Origin of the sequence: Nonomuraea sp. NPDC050328, assembly GCF_044459405.1 — a bacterium.
Taxonomy (GTDB): Bacteria; Actinomycetota; Actinomycetes; order Streptosporangiales; family Streptosporangiaceae; genus Nonomuraea.
The window spans coordinates 1,003,613-1,022,635 of record NZ_JBITIW010000002.1; the positions used below are offsets into that span (position 1 = coordinate 1,003,613).

Consider the following 19,023-nt stretch of genomic DNA (forward strand, 5'->3'; position numbering starts at 1 on the left):
TAGGAGCGCGGCCTCGGGCGGGACGTCAGCCGCTAGGGTGATCGCCGGTCAGCCGACCGGCGGAGCCGGATGCGCCGCAGCACCCGCCAGGCCAGGAAGGCCAGCAGGATCAGCGCCACCAGCACGAGCAGCGGAGCCAGCACCGCCAGCAGGCTCAGGCCCAGGGAGCCTGCGTCCTCGGCGGTGGAGACGACCGGCGCGCCCACGCCTGCCGTACCGGCGTTGACCACCGGGCGGGCGGCCGATTTGAGCGCGTGCACGGCGAGCGCGACGACGATGCCGATGAGCCAGCCGGCCCACGGGTTCTCCGTCATCCAGGTCGAGGCGTCGATCTCGGCGGCCGCGGCGGTGGCGCTGAAGACCACGCCGCCCGACGCCGGGCGCACCGCGGTCTGGATCAGGTCGTTGACGCTGTCGACCGCGGGGATCTTGTCGACCGTCATCTCCAGCAGGAGCAGGACGGCCAGCACCGCGAGCACGCCCCAGTTGGACAGCCAGGCATAGCCGTCCGGCAGCTTCACCCGGTCGGTGAAGTTGGCCAGGATCCCGACCACCAGCAGCGGAATGTAGGCGTTCAACCCGGCCGCGGTCGACAGACCGAGCCCGGTGAGCGTGGCGAACATGGGCAACCCCCCGGCTTTCAGGCTCTCACACTGACATCCTGTGGCGGCCGGCGGTCAGCGCGGCGCTCCGGCCGGTTTCGAGAGCAGAACGTGATGACCGTCGGCTGTGACGAATGACATAACCGCACCCGATCTTTAGGGTGCGGATATGACTGACCGGGCGCGGATCGTGATCATCGGAGGCGGCGTCGGCGGCGCCTCCGTCGCCTACCACCTGGCCGAGCTGGGCGAGCGGGACGTGGTGCTCCTGGAGCGCGACGAGCTGACCAGCGGCTCCACCTTCCACTCCGCGGGGCTGGTCGGGCAACTGCGCGCCGACCCCACCCTGACCAGGATGAACCAGTACTCGGTCGAGCTCTACCGCACGCTGCCCGGCTGGGTGGAGTGCGGCGGCGTCAAGCTCGCCTCCACCCCCGAGCGCATGCAGGAGATCCGGCGGCAGCTCGACTGGGCCCGCACCTTCGGCCTGCCGCTCACCGAGATCTCGCCGCGCGAGGCGGCCGAGCTGTTCCCGCTGATGGACCCCGAAGGCGTGGTCGGCGCCTGCTACCTGCCGACCGACGGGCAGATCGACCCGGCCCAGCTCTGCTACGCGCTGGCCGCCAAGGCCCGCGAGGCAGGGGTGCGGGTCCGCACCCGCACCCGCGTGCTCGGCATCGAGGTCCGCGAGGGCCGGGTGCGCTCGGTCCGCACCGACCAGGGCGAGATCGAGTGCGAGATCGTGGTGAACTGCGGCGGCATGTTCGCCCCGGAGATCGGCCGGATGGCCGGGGTGCGCATCCCGATCATCCCGATGTCGCACCAGTACGTGATCACCGAGGCCTTCCACGAGCACACCCGCCTGCCCACGCTGCGCGACCCCGACCTGCTCGTCTACTACCGCCAGGAGGTGCAGGGCCTGGTCATGGGCGGCTACGAGCGCCGCTCCAGCCCCTGGGTCGACCCGGTGCCCGCCGACTTCAACGGCAAGCTCCTGCCCGAGGACCACGACCGCTTCACCGAGATCTCCGATAACGCCGAGATCCGCGTCCCGGCCATGGGCGAGGCGGGCATCCGCAGCTTCATCAACGGGCCCGAGGCCTTCACCCCGGACAACGAGTTCATCCTCGGCGAGAGCGAGGTGGCCGGCTTCTACGTCGCCGCCGGCTTCTGCGCGCACGGCATCGCGGGCGCGGGCGGCATCGGCCTGGTCATGGCCGAGTGGATCGTCTCCGGCGAGCCCACCTGGGACCTGTGGCACATGGACATCCGCCGCTTCGGCCGCTCCTACCGCTCGCCCGGCTACACCCGCAAGCGCGTCGTGGAGAACTACGAGACCTACTACGACATCCGCTACCCCGGCCACGAGCGCAGCGCCGGCCGCCCGCTGCGGACCTCCCCGGCGTACGGCTGGCATGCCGCCCACGGCGCGAGCTTCGGCGAGAAGTCCGGCTGGGAGCGCGTCAACCACTACGACCTGCCCGGCGACGAGTCGTTGCGCCCGCACGGCTGGGCCGGCCGGCACTGGTCGCCCTCGACCGGCGCCGAGCACCTCGGTACCCGGGCGAGCGCCGGGCTGTTCGACGAGAGCTCCTTCGCCAAGCTGGAGGTCACCGGGCCCGACGCCGCCGAGCTGCTGGAGTGGGTCTGCGACAACCGCGTGGCCCGTGCCGTCGGCGCGATCACCTACACCCAGGCGCTCAACTCGCGCGGCGGCATCGAGTGCGACTTCACCGTCACCCGGCGCGGGGAGTCGGAGTTCATGGTCGTCACCGGCACCGCCTTCGGCTCGCACGACCTCGCCTGGCTGCGCAGGCAGGCGCGCGAGCGTGGGGCGGACGTGCGGGTGGCCGACGTGACCGGGCAGTACGCCTGCTTCGCGCTGTGGGGGCCGAACGCGCGGGAGATCCTGCGCACGCTCACCGACGACCCGCTCGACTTCCCGTTCATGACCTCGCGTGAGCTCACCGTGGGGGACGTGCCGGTGCTGGCGCTGCGGGTCACCTTCGTGGGGGAGCTGGGGTGGGAGCTCTACTGCTCCACCGAGTACGGCGCGGGCCTGTGGGAGACGTTGTGGCGGGCCGGCCTGCCGTACGAGCTGGTGGCGGGGGGCTACAAGGCGATCGACAGCCTGCGCCTGGAGAAGGGCTACCGCGTCTGGGGCGCCGACATCGGTCCAGAGACCACGCCGTACCAGGCGGGGCTCGGCTTCTGCGTCCGGCCGGACAAGGGGTTCCTCGGCCGCGACGCGCTCGACCCCGAGCCGGAGCGGCGGCTGCGCTGCATCGTGCTGGACGACCCGCGCCAGGTCGCGCTCGGCAACGAGCCGGTCAGCGTGGACGGCGAGCTGGCCGGGCGCGTGACCTCGGGCGGGTACGGCTACACCGTGGGCAGGTCCATCGCCTACGCCTACCTGCCGGTCGGTCCGGGCACCAAGGTGGGCGTGGACGTCTTCGGCACCCGTGTGGCCGGCCTGGTCACCGACGAGCCGCTGTTCGACCCCAGCGGCTCGCGCATCCGCGGATAGGCACGGTCAATCGGCGGTGTCCGGCTCGGATTCTGCCGCGTCCGGTTCGGCGAGGCCGGCCAGCCGGTCCACGGCCTCGCCGTAGCCCCGGACCAGGTCGTAGACGACGTCGCGGGCCGGCCTGACCCGGTCGAGCTGGCCGACGACCTGGCCGACGTAGTAGCCGGCCAGGTCCACCGCGCCCGGTTCGCCGCGCTCGGCGGCCGGGTTGACCGCCCGCATGGCCCCTTCGGCGAGCAGGAGCTGCAAAGGCATGCCGAGCGGTCCCGGGCTGGCGGGGGAGCGGTCCCACTCCTCGGTCCAGGCCGAGCGGAGCTGGCGCGCGGGCTTGCCGGTGCGCGAACGCGAGCGGACGGTGTCGAGCGAGGAGGCGGCCAGCAGCTTGCGCTTGACCACGGGCGGGGTCTCGGCCTCCTCGGTGGTCAGCCAGACCGACCCGCACCACACCCCCTGCGCGCCCAGCGCGAGCGCGGCGGCGACCTGCCGCCCGTCGGCGATCCCGCCGGCGGCCAGCACGGGGACCGGCCCCACCGCGTCCACGACCTGCGGGACCAGCACCATGGTGGAGACCTCGCCGGTGTGCCCGCCGGCCTCGGTGCCCTGCGCGACGATGAGGTCGGCGCCCGCCTCGACCTGCCGCAGCGCGTGCTCGACCGTGCCCACCAGGGCGGCCACCGGCACCCCGGCCTCGCGGGCGAGCTCGACCATGTGCGCGGGCGGCGGGCCGAGGGCGCTGGCGATCAGCCCGATCGGGTGCTTCAGCGCCACCTCGACCAGCCCGGTCGCCCCCGATGCGGTCACCCGCCCGGCGAACTCGTCGGCCGCCTCGCCGGTGGCGCCGGGCGGGGCCGGCACGCCGTAGCGGCGCAGCAGGTCGTCGAGGAAGGCCCGGTGCTCGGCGGGGACGAGGTCGGCCACCCGCGTGCCGCGGGCGTCCAGCTTGCCCGGCACCAGCACGTCCACCCCGTACGGCCGGCCGCCCACCTGGGCGTCGATCCAGGACAGCTCGGCGTCGAGCTGCTCGGGGGAGTAGGCGACCGCCCCGAGGACGCCGAAGCCGCCGGCGTTGGTGACCGCGGCGACGACGTCGCGGCAGTGGCTGAAAGCGAAGATCGGAAACTCTATGCCCAAGCGCTCGGTCAAAGCTGTCCGCATGCGCTGACGTTAGCCCGTTCAGGAGTCGTCGTCATCGTCGTCGTCGCCTTCGAGGGTCCAGGAGACCGAGGTGACCGACGGCTCCAGGCTGAGGCGGCTGGTGGCCTTCTCGAAGAGGTTCTCGTCGCGGCGCAGGCTGTCCACCATGGCGTGCACCTCGACCTGGTCGCGCACGTCCGCGTCGTAGCTGTGCAGGCTGCGCAGCCGCAGCTCGGGACGGGTGAGCGCGGAGACGATCAGGCTGCGCACGTGCGCCTCGTCCTGCTTGGGGCAGATCACCTCGAAGCGGTAGCGGGTGCGGTGCCGGGCCCGGCGGCGGTCGAGGAAACGGCCCAGGGGGCGCATCAGCGTGTTGGCCCCGACGATGAGCACCGTGCCCGCCGCGGCCAGCACGAACATGCCGGCCCCGGCCAGCGAGCCGACCGCGGCGGCGCACCACAGCGTGGCGGCGGTGTTGAGGCCGCGGATGGTGAAGCCCTCGCGCAGGATCACGCCCGCGCCGAGGAAGCCGATGCCCGAGACGATCTGCGCGGCCACCCGCGTCGGGTCGGCGGTGTCGCCGCCACTGGTGAAGCCGTAGGCGCTGAGCAGCACGAACAGGGCGGACCCGACGGCCACCAGGAGGTTGGTGCGGATGCCGGCCATGCGGGCGCGCCACTGGCGTTCGATGCCGATGACCCCGCCCAGCGCTCCCGCGACCAGGAGGCGCAGGAGCAGGTCCAGATCCACCATGTCCAGAAATTTCCCTCTTGGGGGCGGCTCTGGCGGTCACTGGCCGAGGTTTGGCCCTGCCGTGGCCCAGCGTTTGACCCGGGACCGGTGATCCGTCCGGTCAGGCGGGCCGCTCCAGGGCGCTCAAGGACGGTACGGTCGCCGAGACCGGCGTGTGCCAGCCCTCCGCCGGGTCGTAGCTGCGGACCACCCGGGCCGGGACGCCCGCGATCACGCTGTGGTCCGGGAACTCGCCCCGCACCACCGCGCCCCCGGCCACCACGCACTGCCGCCCGATCCGCGAGCCCGGCAGCACGATCGCCCCGGTCCCGAGCCACGAGCCGCTGCCGATGGAGACCGGGTTGTTGCGCGGCCACTGCCGCCCGATCGGGATGTCGGGGTCGTCGTAGACGTGGTTCTGGTCGGTGATGTACACGTACGGCCCGGTGAACACGTGGTCGCCGATGTCGATCGACTGGTGCCCGACGATGTGGCTGCCCCGCCCGATCGAGCACGACGCGCCGATCCGCACGATCGTGTCCGGCCCGAGCTCGGCGCCGGGCATCATGCCGCACGAGATCGACACCCGCTCGCCGATCAGGGTGTGGTCGCCGATCTCGATCCACCGCTCGCCGAAGATCGCGCCCGGCGGGAAGGCGATGCTCACGCCCTCGCCCAGCCGCCGGAAGCGGTATCCGGCGGGGTTGGCCGGGGAGATCGCCCCCGCCCGGCGGATCCACGCGTATGCGCGGTGGATCAACGCGCCCACTACTGCCATAAGCCCTCAAGTTACCCTCCGGTTCGGCCCGTCCCGCCGCCGGTGCCGCCCGGTTTCCGGCGAGCCGCAGGTCATCCGGGGTCGTCGCCGCGCCGGGGGCCCGGAGGCGGCCTGCCGTACCGGCTGGAAAAGTGGCGTGAAGGGCCGGAAAGCCCGCCGCATCCCCGGCCGGCACGGGCCGTGACGCGCCCGGGGAGGGCCGTTCACGCATGTGGAGGGCGTTGTTTGATATCCTGAGAGCCCGTGGACACTTCGACCACACCTCGAGCCACGGGAGCCTCTTTGCGCAGCGCATCGCAAACCAAGCATCTGTTCGTCACCGGCGGTGTCGCCTCCAGCCTCGGCAAGGGACTCACGGCCTCCAGCCTGGGCAGGCTGTTGAAGGCACGCGGACTCCGGGTCACCATGCAGAAACTCGACCCCTACCTCAACGTCGACCCCGGCACGATGAACCCGTTCCAGCACGGCGAGGTCTTCGTCACCGACGACGGCGCCGAGACCGACCTCGACGTCGGCCACTACGAGCGCTTCCTCGACACCGACCTGCACGGCAGCGCCAACGTCACCACCGGCCAGGTCTACTCCAACGTCATCGCCAAGGAGCGGCGCGGGGAGTACCTCGGCGACACCGTCCAGGTCATCCCGCACATCACCAACGAGATCAAGGACCGCATCCGCGGCATGGCGGGCCCCGACGTGGACGTGGTCATCACCGAGGTGGGCGGCACCGTCGGCGACATCGAGTCGCTGCCCTTCCTGGAGGCCGTGCGGCAGATCCGGCACGAGGTCGGCCGCGACAACGTCTTCTTCCTGCACGTCTCGCTCCTGCCCTACATCGGGCCCTCGGGCGAGCTGAAGACCAAGCCGACCCAGCACAGCGTGGCCGCCCTGCGCAGCATCGGCATCCAGCCCGACGCGATCGTCTGCCGCTCCGACCGGCCGATCACCGTCTCGCTGAAGCGCAAGATCTCCCTCATGTGCGACGTGGACGAGGACGCCGTGGTCAGCGCCGTGGACGCGGCCAGCATCTACGACATCCCCAAGGTGCTCCACTCCGAGGGCCTCGACGCCTACGTCGTGCGCCGCCTCGGCCTGCCCTTCCGCGACGTGGACTGGAAGGAGTGGGAGCAGCTCCTGCGCCGCGTGCACCGCCCGGCCAAGGAGGTCACCATCGCCCTGGTCGGCAAGTACATCGACCTGCCCGACGCCTACCTGAGCGTCACCGAGGCGCTGCGCGCGGGCGGCTTCGCCAACGACGCGCGGGTCAACATCCGCTGGGTCAAGTCCGACGACTGCGAGACCGAGGAGGGCGCCCGCCGCGAGCTCGACGGCGTGGACGGCGTGCTCATCCCCGGCGGCTTCGGCGTGCGCGGCATCGAGGGCAAGATCGGCGCCATCCGGCACGCCCGCGAGAACAAGGTCCCGCTGCTCGGCATCTGCCTCGGCATGCAGGGCATGGTCATCGAGGCCGCCCGCAACCTGGCCGGCGTCGAGGACGCCAACAGCGCCGAGTTCGACGCCGACACCAAGCACCCGGTCATCTCCACCATGGCCGACCAGGAGGACGTCGTCGCCGGCGAGCGCGACATGGGCGGCACCATGCGCCTCGGCAGCTACACCGCCAAGCTCGGCGAGGGCACCCTGGCCCGCCAGCTGTACGGCAAGGCCAAGGCCGACGAGCGCCACCGCCACCGCTACGAGGTGAACAACGCCTACCGCGAGCAGCTCGAGAAGGTCGGCCTGGTCTTCTCCGGCCTGTCGCCCGACGGCCGCCTGGTGGAGTACACCGAGCTGCCCGCCGACCAGCACCCGTTCTTCATCGGCACCCAGGCCCACCCCGAGTTCAAGTCGCGCCCGACCCGCGCGCACCCGCTGTTCAAGGGCCTGGTCGCCGCCGCGCTGGCGGCCCAGAAGTGACCGTCATCCAGGACTATCCCGAGGAATGGCCGGTCGTCGCCACCAAGGAGCACTTCCAGGGCCGCGTTTTCGGCGTGCGCACCGACAGCGTGGTGATGCCCGGCGACGAGGTCGCCGACCGCGACTACACCACGCACATCGGCTCGGTCGCCGTGGTGGCCCTGGACGAGGCGGGGCGGGTGCTGCTGCTGCGCCAGTACCGCCACGCCGTACGGCACCAGCTCTGGGAGCTGCCCGCCGGGCTGCGCGACGTGGACGGCGAGCCGCTGCTCGACACCGCCGCCCGCGAGCTGGCCGAGGAGGCGGGCCTGCAGGCGCGCGAGTGGCACACCCTGGTCGACCTGATGAGCTCGCCCGGGATGACCAGCGAGCGCATCCGCGTCTTCCTGGCCCGGGACGTCTCCACGGTGGAGATCGACTTCGTGCGCCGGCACGAGGAGAGCGACATGCCGGTGGAGTGGATCCCCCTGGAGGAGGCGGCCCGGCGCGTGCTCGACGGGATGATCCACAATTCTCCGGCCGTGGCCGGTATCCTCGCCGCATACGCGGCATCGGCCGGTGGCTTCGCCTCGTTGCGCCCGGCCGACGCCCCCGAGGCGTGAGCCGCCGGGGCCGCCCCGGCGGCCCCGGACCCGGGCGGATCCGGACACCGGAACGCCCGCCCGCCGGACACGGCACGACGCCCGGTCCCCGGACCGGGCAGCAGGGAGGACTTCCGGTGGAGGCGGTGATCTCCAGCTATCTCGCCCACCTGGCCGTGGAGCGGGGGCTGGCCGCGAACACGCTCGCCTCCTACCGCCGCGACCTGCAGCGCTACCTGGGCCACCTGCGTGGCCTGGGCCGCAGCGAGATCGCGGAGGTCGGCGAGGCCGACGTCCTCGACTTCCTGTCCGCGCTGCGCCAGGGCGACGGCGAGCACCCGGCCCTGGTGGCCAGCTCCGCCGCCCGCGCCGTCTCGGCCGTGCGGGGCCTGCACCGCTTCGCGCTGCGCGAGGGCGTCGCCGGCCACGACCCCGCCCACCTGGTCCGCCCGCCCCGGCAGTCGCGCCGGCTGCCCAAGGCCATCTCCGTGGCCGAGGTCGAGCGGCTCATCGCCGCCTCCGGGCCCGAGGCCGCGCCGCTGACGCTGCGCAACCGCGCCCTGCTGGAGCTGCTGTACGGCACCGGCGCCCGCATCTCGGAAGCGGTCGGCCTGGCCGTGGACGACCTCGAACCCGAGCAGGTACGGCTGCGCGGCAAGGGCGGCCGCACCCGCGTCGTGCCCCTGGGCCGCTACGCCCGCCAGGCGCTCGACGCCTACCTCGTGCGCGCCCGCCCCACTCTGGCGGCCCGCACCCCGGCGCTCTTCCTCAACGCCCGCGGCGGCCGGCTGACCCGGCAGGGCGCCTGGGAGGTGCTGCAGAGCGCGGCGGAACGAGCCGGGCTCGAAGGGATTTCCCCGCACGTCCTACGCCATTCGTTCGCAACTCACCTCCTCGACGGCGGCGCCGACGTTAGGGTGGTGCAGGAGTTGCTCGGCCACGCATCGGTGACGACCACTCAGGTCTACACCCTCGTGACGGTCGACAAGCTCCGGGAGGTGTACGCCGCGGCGCACCCTCGCGCCATCCATTGATCTATAGTCTTTCCGACGTGCGGCAGTGTGGTTCGATGGGCGCGGTGTGTTGCCTTGCCGTACATAAGCTGACGCCATAGTGTCCGTCCGGACGGTCCGGTTCGGGACCGTCAGGGAGGTTCGAGCTGGTGACTGTGACCGCCAATGGTTCGACCCCGGGGACCCCCGAGAACCCCTGGGGTGACACGAAGACCGACACCGCCAAGCGCGGTGTGAATCTCGGCCCGACCGGGCGCCCGCGTCCGGTGTTCCCGGAGCCGGCCCGGCGCGACACGCACGGGCCCGCCCGCGTGGTCGCGATGGTCAACCAGAAGGGCGGGGTGGGCAAGACCACCACGACCATCAACCTCGGCGCCGCCCTGGCCGAACTGGGCCTGCGCGTGCTGCTGGTCGACTTCGACCCGCAGGGCGCCCTGTCCATCGGGCTCGGCATCAACCCGCTCCAGCTCGACCTCACGGTCTACAACCTGCTGATGGACCGCGAGGTCTCCGGCGAGGACGTGCTCCTGGAGACCGGCGTCGACAACCTCGACCTGCTGCCGTGCAACATCGACCTGTCGGCCGCCGAAGTCCAGCTCGTCACCGAGGTCGCCCGCGAGCAGGTGCTCGGCCGGGTGCTCAAGCCGCTGCTGCCGCACTACGACGTCTGCCTGATCGACTGCCAGCCGTCGCTCGGCCTGCTCACCATCAACGCCCTCACCTGCGCCCACGGCGTCATGGTGCCGCTGGAGTGCGAGTTCTTCGCGCTGCGCGGCGTGGCGCTGCTGATGGACACCATCACCAAGGTGCAGGAGCGGCTCAACGACGAACTGGTCATCGAGGGCCTGCTGGCCACCATGTACGACGCCCGCACCCTGCACGGGCGCGAGGTGCTCGCCCGCGTGGTCGAGGCCTTCGGCGACAAGGTGTTCCACACGGTCATCAACCGGACCGTGCGCTTCCCCGACGCGACCGTCGCGGGCGAGCCGATCACCACCTTCGACCCGACCTCGCTCGGCGCCAACTCCTACCGCGAGCTCGCCCGCGAGGTGCTCTCGCGCTGGCCCGCCCCGGCGACCCTGGCCCGCTGACGCCCTTTCGGGGGGCACGGCCCCCCGGGGTGCGGGACAATGAGCGCGTGGCCCCGCAGCAGCCCGAGCAGCTCGAGCTCGACCCCAACGCCTTCAACGTCCACCTGGACGTCTTCGAGGGCCCGTTCGACCTGCTGCTCGGACTCATCGCCAAGCACAAGCTCGACATCACCGAGGTCTCGCTCTCCAAGGTCACCGACGAGTTCATCGCCTACATCCGCTCGCGCGGGCCCGAATGGGACCTCGACCAGACCTCCCACTTCCTGCTGGTCGCCGCCACCCTGCTCGACCTCAAGGCCGCCCGGCTGCTGCCCTCCGGCGAGGTCGAGGACGAGGAGGACCTCGCGCTGCTGGAGGCCCGCGACCTGCTGTTCGCGCGGCTGCTGCAGTACAAGGCGTACAAGGAGGTCGCCAAGGTCTTCTCCGGCCTCATGGCGGCCGAGGCGCTGCGCTTCCCGCGCACGGCGCCCATGGAGGCCCAGTTCGCCAACCTGCTGCCCGAGCTCATCCTCGGCATCGGCCCCGACCAGCTCGCCCGCATCGCCGCCCGCGCCTTCACCCCCAAGGCGCCGCCCACCGTCAACGTCCAGCACATCTACCAGCCGCTGGCCAGCGTCCGCGAGCAGGCCGCCATCCTGGTCGCCCGGCTGCGCCGGCTGCGCGTGGCGACCTTCCGGGTGCTCGTCGCCGACTGCGAAGGCACCTTCGAGGTCATCGCCCGCTTCCTGGCCGTGCTGGAGCTCTTCCGCGAATCCGCGGTCACCTTCGAGCAGGTCGAACCGCTCGGCGACCTCCACGTCACCTGGACCGGCGCCGACGACGGCGACGTCTCGGTCGGCGACGACTACGAAGAACCCGACACCGACCAGCCAGCGGAGCAGCCAGCAGATGACTGAACGCCTCGACGACCTCCCCTTCCCCCGCACCTCGCCCGAATCGGCCCCCGCTCCTGGTGTGGAGCAGCCCGCGGCCGACGGGCCCGGCCTCCGGGCTGCGCTGGAGGCCATCCTCCTCGTGGTCGACGAGCCCGTGCCCGAGGTCACCCTGGCCCAGGTCCTCGAACGCCCCACCCACGAGGTCACCGCGGCCCTCCACGCGCTCGCGGCGGAATACACCGACGCCGGACGGGGTTTTGACCTGAGGCAGGTAGCGGGCGGCTGGCGGTACTACACTCGGGCCGACTGCGCGCCCCTGGTCGAGCGGTTCGTCCGCGACGGCCAGCAGACCAGGCTGACCCAGGCGGCGCTCGAAACCCTCGCCGTGGTGGCCTACCGTCAACCGGTCAGCCGGGCGAGAGTGGCAGCGGTCCGCGGCGTCAACAGCGACGGCGTGATGCGCACCCTCGTCGCGCGCGGCCTGGTCGAAGAGGCCGGGACCGACCCGGAGAGCCAGGCGATGCTCTACCGGACAACCGCATACTTCCTCGAACGGCTGGGACTGACCAGCATCGACGAGCTCCCCGAGCTCGCCCCGTTCCTGCCCGACGACGTCGACGGGCTCGAGGACCACAGATCGGCCTGACCTCAGACCGGTCGAACCCACTCATAGGAGAACTCCAGTGAACAACAGGCGAAGCACCCCGTCCGGTGATGGACGCGGTCGAGGACGCACCGGACGTCCCGCCTTCCGCTCCGACGACCGGCGCTCCGACGCACCGCGCCGTGACGACTTCCGTGGCGGTTCCCGCCGCGAGGACGGCCCCTCCGGCCGCGACTCGCTCCGCGCCGGCCGTGACGGCTCGCGCGACCGCTCCGGGTCCGGCTCCGGCTCCGGTTTTGCCGGGCGCGACGACCGTCGCGGTGCCGGCTCCGCCGGGCGTGGTTTCGGTTCCTCTTCCTCCTCCCGTGGCGACGACCGCCGCGGGTCCTACGGCGATGACCGCCGTGGCTCTTACGGTGACGACCGCCGTGGGTCCTACGGTGACGACCGCCGCGACCGCTCCGAGGGCCGCTCGTACGGCGACCGCTCCGGCAGCGACCGGTCCTCCTACGGCGACCGCTCGGGTGGCCGCTCTTCCTACGGCTCCTCGGCCTCCGGTGGCCGTTCCTCTTACGGCTCTGGCGACCGTTCCGGCGGCCGGTCCTCTTACGGCTCCTCCTCCGGCGACCGGTCGGGTGGCCGGTCTTCCTACGGTTCCTCCGCCTCCGGTGGCCGGTCTTCTTACGGTGACCGTTCCGGTGGGCGGCCGTCCGGGGAGCGGTCCTACGGTGACCGCTCGGGCCGGCCGTCCGGCGAGCGCTCCTTCGGGGGCGAGCGGTCCGGCGGGCGTGGCTTCGGCGGTGACCGCTCCGAGGGCCGCTCCTACAGCGGCGGTGGCCAGCGAGGTGGCTCCGGTCGCCCGTCCGGTGGCCGCTCCTACGACGAGCGCGGCTCACGCGGCGAGGCCCCTCGCGCCGGCCGCGACGGCGCCCGCTCCTACGGCAGCGGCTCCCGCGACGGCAACCGCCCCTCCTACGGTGGCGGCAACCGCGACGGCAACCGTCCGTCCTACGGCGGTGGCTCCCGTGACGGTAACCGCCCCTCGTACGGCGGCGGCAACCGTCCCTCCTACGGTGGTTCCCGCGAGGGTGCCCGTCCGAGCTACGGCCGGGACGAGCAGGCCAAGCGCGAGCCGTGGAACGAGCGCGGCGACGGCGCCCCGGTCCGCGGCCGGTACGGCAAGCGCGACGACGCCCCCGAGTCCCGCCCGTACCAGTCCCGCCCGCCCAGGCGGGACAACGTGCAGACGATCGGCGGCGGCAGCCGTACCGGATCCGCCCCCAAGGACCGGTTCAAGACCGACCGCCCCAAGCGTGACCGCGACTTCTACGAGCCGTGGGACAACGACGAGCGCGACACCACCGAGGTGCCGGACGGCGTCCGGCTGCAGAAGGTGCTCGCCCAGGCGGGCGTGGCCAGCCGCCGCGCCTGCGAGGAGATGATCGGTGACGGCCGGGTGACGGTCGACGGCCAGGTCGTCCGCCGCTTCGGCGCCAAGGTGGACCCGGCCAAGCAGGCCATCCACGTGGACGGCAAGCGCATCCCGACCGCCCCCGACCTGGTCTACTACGCGCTCAACAAGCCCATCGGCGTGGTGAGCACCATGGAGGACCCGGAGGGCCGCCCGTGCCTGGCCGACTTCGTCGAGGAGCTGGCCCCGCGCCTGTTCCACGTCGGCCGGCTGGACACCGAGACCGAGGGCCTGCTGCTGCTCACCAACGACGGCGAGCTGGCGCACCGGCTGACGCACCCGAGCTACGGCGTGCAGAAGAAGTACTGGGCGAAGGTCCCCGGCCCGATCCCGCGCGACCTGGGCCGCCGCCTGAAGAAGGGCATCGAGCTCGAGGACGGCATCGTCAAGGCCGACAGCTTCGAGATCGTGCAGGAGCACGCCCAGCAGGCGCTGGTCGAGGTCGTGCTGCACGAGGGCCGCAAGCACGTCGTCCGGCGCATGCTGGAGGTCGCCGGGCACCGCGTGATCGACCTGGCCAGGATCGAGTTCGGGCCGATCAAGCTCGGCCGTACCAAGCCGGGCACGCTGCGCTCGCTCAGCCTGCACGAGGTCGGCGAGCTGTACGCCGCGGTCAAGATGTAGTCTGGCCGCGACCAACACGGAGCCCGCGTGGGAGACCGCGCGGGCTCTCCGCCATCTGAGAGGGGTTGGACGAGCATGGTCCGGGCGATCCGAGGAGCGATCCAGGTCGAGGGGAACGACCGCGACGCGATCATCGGTGCGACGACCGAGCTGGTCTCCGCGGTGATGGAGCGCAACCGGCTGACCACCGACGAGGTGATCAGCGTGCTGTTCACCGCGACCCCCGACCTGACCGCCGAGTTCCCCGCGCTGGCGGCGCGTAAGCTCGGTTTCCACGACGTGCCGCTGATCTGCTGCACGGAGATCGCCGTGCCGGGCGCGCTGCCGCGCGTGGTGCGGTTGATGGCGCACGTCGAGACCGACCGGCCGCGTGCGGAGATCCAGCACGTCTACCTGCGTGGCGCCACCGTTCTTCGTCAGGACATCGCGCAATGAACACCGTTCTGGTCCTCGGGACCGGTCTCATCGGCACCTCCGTGGCGCTGGCGCTGCGCGGGCGGGGCACGCGCGTGCTGCTCGCCGACCGGGATCTGACCTCGGTACGGCTGGCGCGCGAGCTGGGCGCGGGCGAGGAGTGGCACTACGACGAGAAGGTGGACCTCGCGGTCGTGGCGGTGCCGCCGCCGCACGTGGCCAGCGAGCTGAAGGGCCTGCAGTCCCGGGGCGTGGCGACCTGGTACACCGACGTGGCCAGCGTCAAGGCCGAGCCGATCGAGCGGGCCCGCGAGCTGGGCTGCGACCTCGGGTCCTACGTCGCCTCGCATCCGCTGGCCGGGCGGGAGAAGTCGGGGCCCGGCGCGGCCCGGGCCGATCTGTTCCTGGGCCGGCCCTGGGCGTTGTGCCCGACGCCGGAGGCCTCGCCCGAGGCCGTGGCGGCGGTGCTGGAGCTGATCGCGCTGTGCGGGGCCAACCCGGTCGAGGTCGGTGCGGCCGAGCACGACCAGGCCGTGGCGCTGGTGTCCCACGCTCCGCACGTGGCCGCCAGTGCGGTGGCCGCGCGGCTGGCCGAGGCGTCCGAGGTGGCGCTGGGGCTGGCCGGGCAGGGGGTGCGGGACGTGACCCGGATCGCCGGCGGCGACCCTGGTCTGTGGCTGGGCATCCTGTCCGGCAACGCGGCGCCGGTGGCCGAGGTGCTCGACGCGGTCGCGCGTGACCTCAACGAGGCCGCCGAGGCGCTTCGTGGCCTGTCCAAGGGGGAGCCGGGTGCGGCCGACGAGGTCACCGGGCTGCTCAAGCGAGGCGTGGCCGGGCATGGCCGCATCCCCGGCAAGCACGGTGGCCCGGCGGCGCGGTACGGCGTGGTCCAGGTGGTCATCGGGGACCGTCCCGGGCAGCTCGCCCGGCTGTTCCAGGTGTGTGACGAGGTCGGGGTCAACGTCGAGGACGTGCGGCTGGAGCACGCGCCCGGGCTGCCGCTCGGTATGGCCGAACTGTCGGTCCAGCCGGACGCGGTCCTCGTGCTGAGCGCCGCCCTGCGCGAACGCGGCTGGCAGGTTCCCTGACCCGCACTGCCCCTGACGGACCTTGACCCCATCGGGTGCGCGCCCCACAATGCCCGCGTGCCCGCCCGCGTGCTCGCTGTCGTTTTGCTGCTTCTGGCCGGATGTGCCACCGTGCCGCTCGCTCAGGAGGCCCCCGCAGAGCGGAGTGGGGCGGCTGGGTTGCCGTTGGTGCCGCAGCCGGAGCGGGTGGCCGCGCTCGGAGGTCCGGCGGTGGCGCTGACCGCGGCCACCACGATCGTCGCCGGCCGAGCCGAACGCCAGGTCGCCACGCACCTGGCCCGGACGCTGCGCCGGGCGACGGGTTTCCCCATGCCCCTCGCGGCCGTCGCGACCCCTGCCGCGCCCACGGTCGAGCTCACCCTCGCCGCCCCGGCGGGGCTGGGCCGGGAGGGGTACACGCTGACCGCCCGAAACCAGCGCGTACGGCTCGCCGCCACCACCGCGGAAGGCCTGTTCCGCGCCACCCAGACCCTCCTCCAGCTCCTGCCACCCGACGTGGAGACCACAGGACAACCCGGCCCGTGGACGGTGCCGCAGGTCGAGATCACCGACCGCCCGAGGTTCGGCTACCGGGGCCTGATGCTCGACGTGGGCCGCAGGTTCGTCCCGGCGGCGTCGGTCAAGCGGCTCATCGACCAGGCCGCCCGCTACAAGATCAACGTCTTCCACTGGCACCTCACCGAGGACCAGGGCTGGCGCCTGCCCAGCCGGGCCTTCCCGGCCCTCAACCGGATAGGAGCCTCCACCCAGGCGGGCTGGCGCGAGGGCGGGCCGTGGTTCTACACCGAGGCCGAGTACCGCGACGTCGTGGCCTACGCCGCCGAGCGGTTCATCACCGTCGTCCCGGAGATCGACGGGCCCGGGCACAGCGCCGCCGCGATGGCCTCGGTGCCGGGGCTCAACTGCGACGGGGTGGCGCGGGAGCCGTACCACGGGTTCGACGTCCGGGTGAGCGTCTTCTGCCTGGACGAGGCGCGGCTGCCGGCCGTACGCGACTTCGTGGACAAGACCTTCGCCGAGGCGGCGGCGCTCAGCCCCGGGCCGTGGCTGCACATCGGCGGCGACGAGGTGCCGTCGGTGACGCGCGAGCAGTACGCCGCCTACGTCGGGCTGGCGGGCCGGGCGGCGGTCGCGAACGGGAAGCGGGTGATCGGCTGGCACCAGGTCGGCGACGGCCCGCTTCCGCCGGGGAGCGCCGTGCAGTACTGGGGCCTGACGCACGAGGATCGGCCGGCGATCGGGACGGCGGAGGAGACGGAGAGCGTCCGGCTGCTGCGCCGGGCGGTGCGGCAGGGCGCGCAGGTGATCGTCTCGCCCGCCGACCGGGCCTACCTGGACATGAAGTACACCGCTGACACCCCCTACGGGCTGCGGTGGGCGGGGCTGGTGCCGGTGGAGCGGGCCTACGACTGGGACCCGGTGCGGGTGCTGGAGCCGGTGGTCGCCGAGGGGCAGGTGCTCGGCGTGGAGGCGCCGCTGTGGACCGATCGGGCGTATCCGGGCAGCCACCGCCTGCCGGACTCGACCGCGGTCTACCCCGACCCTGAGGTCTACCTGGATCACATGGTCTTCCCGAGGCTGCCCGCCATCGCGGAGCTGGGCTGGAGCCCCGAGCGGGCCCGGGACTGGCCCGGATTCCGCGCCCGGCTGGCCGCGCACGGGCCGCGCTGGGCGGCACGCGGCATCGGCTTCCACCGCTCACCCGAGATCGACTGGGCGGACTAGACGCGGGAGCACCACGCACCCTGGATCGTTCGGGCGGGCTAGAACTCCGGCTCGTCGTGGGCTCGCAGCACCAGCAGGGCGGTGTCGTCGGCGTGGCCGGGGGCGGCGAAGCGGCGCAGGTCCTCGTGGACCGCGCGGATGATGTCGTCGGCGCTCTCGCCGGGCGCGGCGGCGACCGCGGTGCCGAGCCGCTGCGGGCCGTACAGCCGCCCCTGCTCGTCACGCGCCTCGGTCACGCCGTCGGAGTAGAGGACGAGGGCCTCGCCGTACCGGAGCTTGATCTCCTGGACGGGGTAGCCGGCGTCGTCGAACAGGCCGAGCGGCAGCCCGCCCCCGTCGGCGGGACGGACCACCCCGTCGGCGCCGCGGATGAGCGCGGGCGGGTGCCCGGCGGAGGCCAGCCGGATGCGCAGCCCGCCACAGGAGGGCGACAGGAGCGCGAGGACCGCGGTGACGAACCGGTCGGTGTCGGGATGGACCAGCAACGCGTGGTTGATCTCGCCGAGCAGCACCGCCGGGTCGTCGATCCGGCCGGCCAGCACGCGCAGGCCGTGCCGCGCCACCGCGGTGATCGCCGCCGCCTCCTCGCCCTTGCCGCAGACGTCGCCCAGGACCAGCCCCCAGCCGCCGAGGCAGGGGAAGACGTCGTAGAAGTCGCCCCCGACCAGCTCGCCCTCACCGGCGGGTGAGTAGAGCGAGGACAGCCCGCAGCCGGGCACCTCCGGCAGGCGCCGGGGGAGCAGGCTGGCCTGCAGCGCGTGCGCGGAGGTGGCCCGGCCCCGCCGGGTGCGGTCGGCGCGCAGCGCGAGGGCCAGGTGGCGGCCGGCCCGCTCGCACAGGCGGAGGTCCTCGTGGTCGAAGCCGGGGCGGTCGGAGCGGCGGATGAGGGTGAGGGTGCCGAAGCCGTCGATGTCGTCGCCGATCGGGGTGATGATCACCGATCCGGCGCGCAGCAGGGTCAGCGCGGGCAGCCCGGACTGGTCGCGGCCGAGCGCGAGCTCGTCGTGGATCGGGTTGAGCAGGGCCGGGCCGTCGTCCTCCAGCGGCGCCAGCCGTTCCAGCAGGCCGATGCTGTCGAGCTCGCCGGGGTCGCCCGCGACCGCCGCCCGGGTGCGGGAGCCGTCGCGGTAGCGGCGGTCGATGACGGCGAGGTCGGCGTAGGAGGCGGTGAGCACCTCGGCGGCCCGCCGCAGCAGCCAGCCCTCGCTGGGCTCGCGCTCGGCGAGCAGCGCGCCGGCCAGCTCGCTGATCACCTCGATGCGCACGTCGCAGGAGGGCGGGGGCGCCGGTGGGACGCCGCCGCCGGAGGGCAGGACGGTCACCGCCACCAGGTCCTCGCCCGGCAGGCGCGTCATCGTCAGCTCGGCGGCCACAGCCTCGCCGGTGAGGCACAGGTGCGTGGACAGGGAGAGCTCGGCGCCCCCGTGACAGGCGGCGTGCAGGTGCGAGCGGAAGGCCGGCCGGTGGGCGAGGTCGACGACCGCCACGAAGGGCTTGCCGTGCACGGCCGGCAGGCGCGGCCCGAAGGCGCGGCCGGCCGCCTGGTTCAGCCGGGTGATGCGGCCCTGGAGGTCGAGCAGGAAGAGCGGGACCGGCATGCGGTCGAGCAGCCCGCACAACGACTGCCGGTGCCGGCGGCCCTCGACGGCGGCGGCGCCGATCCTGGCCTCGCAGCCGGCCAGTTCGCGCTGGGCCCGGTCGAGCTCCAGCAGCGCCGCCTGGAGCAACCGGTCGGCCTGTCCCGGGTCCCAGCGGTAGGTGGCTCGGAGCCCGGCGATGCGATCCGCCAGCGTTACGGTCTCCACCCCGTCCATGGACCGAGCGTAGCCGGGCGTAACTGCCCGTGT

At 73.0% G+C, this 19,023-nt stretch carries 16 protein-coding genes; 11 read left to right on the forward strand and 5 right to left on the reverse strand.

Going from position 1 to position 19,023, the window contains the following annotated elements; translation table 11 throughout:
* Positions 1-32 precede the first annotated feature (32 nt).
* Positions 33-623: a DUF4126 domain-containing protein gene (locus ACIBG7_RS10800; RefSeq protein WP_357924648.1), complete on the reverse strand. Its 591-nt coding sequence runs from the start codon at positions 621-623 to the stop codon at positions 33-35.
* A gap of 148 nt (positions 624-771) precedes the next feature.
* Here ACIBG7_RS10800 and ACIBG7_RS10805 point away from each other — a divergent pair, with 148 nt between their 5' ends.
* Positions 772-3,129 (forward strand): FAD-dependent oxidoreductase, encoded by a 2,358-nt coding sequence (locus ACIBG7_RS10805; protein WP_397335884.1) that lies wholly within the window; start codon positions 772-774, stop codon positions 3,127-3,129.
* A gap of 6 nt (positions 3,130-3,135) precedes the next feature.
* On the opposite strand, the gene ACIBG7_RS10810 is transcribed toward ACIBG7_RS10805, so the two are convergent.
* The 3 genes from ACIBG7_RS10810 to ACIBG7_RS10820 form a co-directional block, all read right to left on the reverse strand.
* Positions 3,136-4,284: a nitronate monooxygenase gene (locus tag ACIBG7_RS10810; RefSeq protein WP_397335885.1), complete on the reverse strand. Its 1,149-nt coding sequence runs from the start codon at positions 4,282-4,284 to the stop codon at positions 3,136-3,138.
* An 18-nt stretch (positions 4,285-4,302) separates the two neighbouring features.
* On the reverse strand, positions 4,303-5,016 hold the full coding sequence (locus ACIBG7_RS10815) for an MgtC/SapB family protein (protein WP_357924655.1): 714 nt from the start codon (positions 5,014-5,016) through the stop codon (positions 4,303-4,305).
* A 100-nt stretch (positions 5,017-5,116) separates the two neighbouring features.
* Positions 5,117-5,773 carry a DapH/DapD/GlmU-related protein gene (locus ACIBG7_RS10820; RefSeq protein WP_357924657.1) on the reverse strand — a complete coding sequence of 219 codons (657 nt, stop codon included), beginning with the start codon at positions 5,771-5,773 and terminating at the stop codon, positions 5,117-5,119.
* A gap of 282 nt (positions 5,774-6,055) precedes the next feature.
* On the opposite strand from ACIBG7_RS10820, the gene ACIBG7_RS10825 reads away from it, so the two are divergent.
* From ACIBG7_RS10825 to ACIBG7_RS10870, 10 genes are all read left to right on the forward strand, one after another.
* Positions 6,056-7,690, forward strand: coding sequence for a CTP synthase (locus ACIBG7_RS10825; RefSeq protein ID WP_357924660.1), 1,635 nt, complete (start codon positions 6,056-6,058; stop codon positions 7,688-7,690).
* Entirely contained in the window at positions 7,687-8,292 is a 606-nt protein-coding gene (locus ACIBG7_RS10830; RefSeq protein ID WP_357924662.1) for an NUDIX hydrolase, read from the forward strand. The genes ACIBG7_RS10825 and ACIBG7_RS10830 overlap by 4 nt, the downstream gene beginning before the upstream one ends.
* A 116-nt stretch (positions 8,293-8,408) precedes the next feature.
* On the forward strand, positions 8,409-9,305 hold the full coding sequence (locus tag ACIBG7_RS10835) for a site-specific tyrosine recombinase XerD (protein ID WP_357924664.1): 897 nt from the start codon (positions 8,409-8,411) through the stop codon (positions 9,303-9,305).
* Between the two features lie 128 nt (positions 9,306-9,433).
* The gene (locus ACIBG7_RS10840) at positions 9,434-10,375 is read left to right on the forward strand and encodes a ParA family protein (RefSeq protein WP_397335886.1); all 942 of its coding nucleotides are present in this window, start codon (positions 9,434-9,436) and stop codon (positions 10,373-10,375) included.
* Between the two features lie 47 nt (positions 10,376-10,422).
* Positions 10,423-11,271, forward strand: coding sequence for a segregation/condensation protein A (locus ACIBG7_RS10845; protein ID WP_357924667.1), 849 nt, complete (start codon positions 10,423-10,425; stop codon positions 11,269-11,271).
* Positions 11,264-11,896, forward strand: coding sequence for an SMC-Scp complex subunit ScpB (gene scpB, locus ACIBG7_RS10850; RefSeq protein WP_397335887.1), 633 nt, complete (start codon positions 11,264-11,266; stop codon positions 11,894-11,896). The genes ACIBG7_RS10845 and scpB overlap by 8 nt, the downstream gene beginning before the upstream one ends.
* A 37-nt stretch (positions 11,897-11,933) precedes the next feature.
* On the forward strand, positions 11,934-13,949 hold the full coding sequence (locus ACIBG7_RS10855) for a pseudouridine synthase (protein WP_397335888.1): 2,016 nt from the start codon (positions 11,934-11,936) through the stop codon (positions 13,947-13,949).
* Between the two features lie 75 nt (positions 13,950-14,024).
* Entirely contained in the window at positions 14,025-14,384 is a 360-nt protein-coding gene (gene aroH / locus ACIBG7_RS10860) for a chorismate mutase (protein WP_357924676.1), read from the forward strand.
* Entirely contained in the window at positions 14,381-15,451 is a 1,071-nt protein-coding gene (locus ACIBG7_RS10865) for a prephenate dehydrogenase (protein WP_357924678.1), read from the forward strand. Before aroH ends, ACIBG7_RS10865 begins: the two co-directional genes overlap by 4 nt.
* Positions 15,452-15,619: 168 nt before the next feature.
* Positions 15,620-17,176, forward strand: coding sequence for a beta-N-acetylhexosaminidase (locus tag ACIBG7_RS10870; protein ID WP_397335889.1), 1,557 nt, complete (start codon positions 15,620-15,622; stop codon positions 17,174-17,176).
* A gap of 38 nt (positions 17,177-17,214) precedes the next feature.
* Here the strand turns inward: ACIBG7_RS10870 and ACIBG7_RS10875 are convergent, their stop codons facing one another.
* On the reverse strand, positions 17,215-18,990 hold the full coding sequence (locus tag ACIBG7_RS10875) for a SpoIIE family protein phosphatase (RefSeq protein ID WP_357924684.1): 1,776 nt from the start codon (positions 18,988-18,990) through the stop codon (positions 17,215-17,217).
* Positions 18,991-19,023 lie beyond the last annotated feature (33 nt).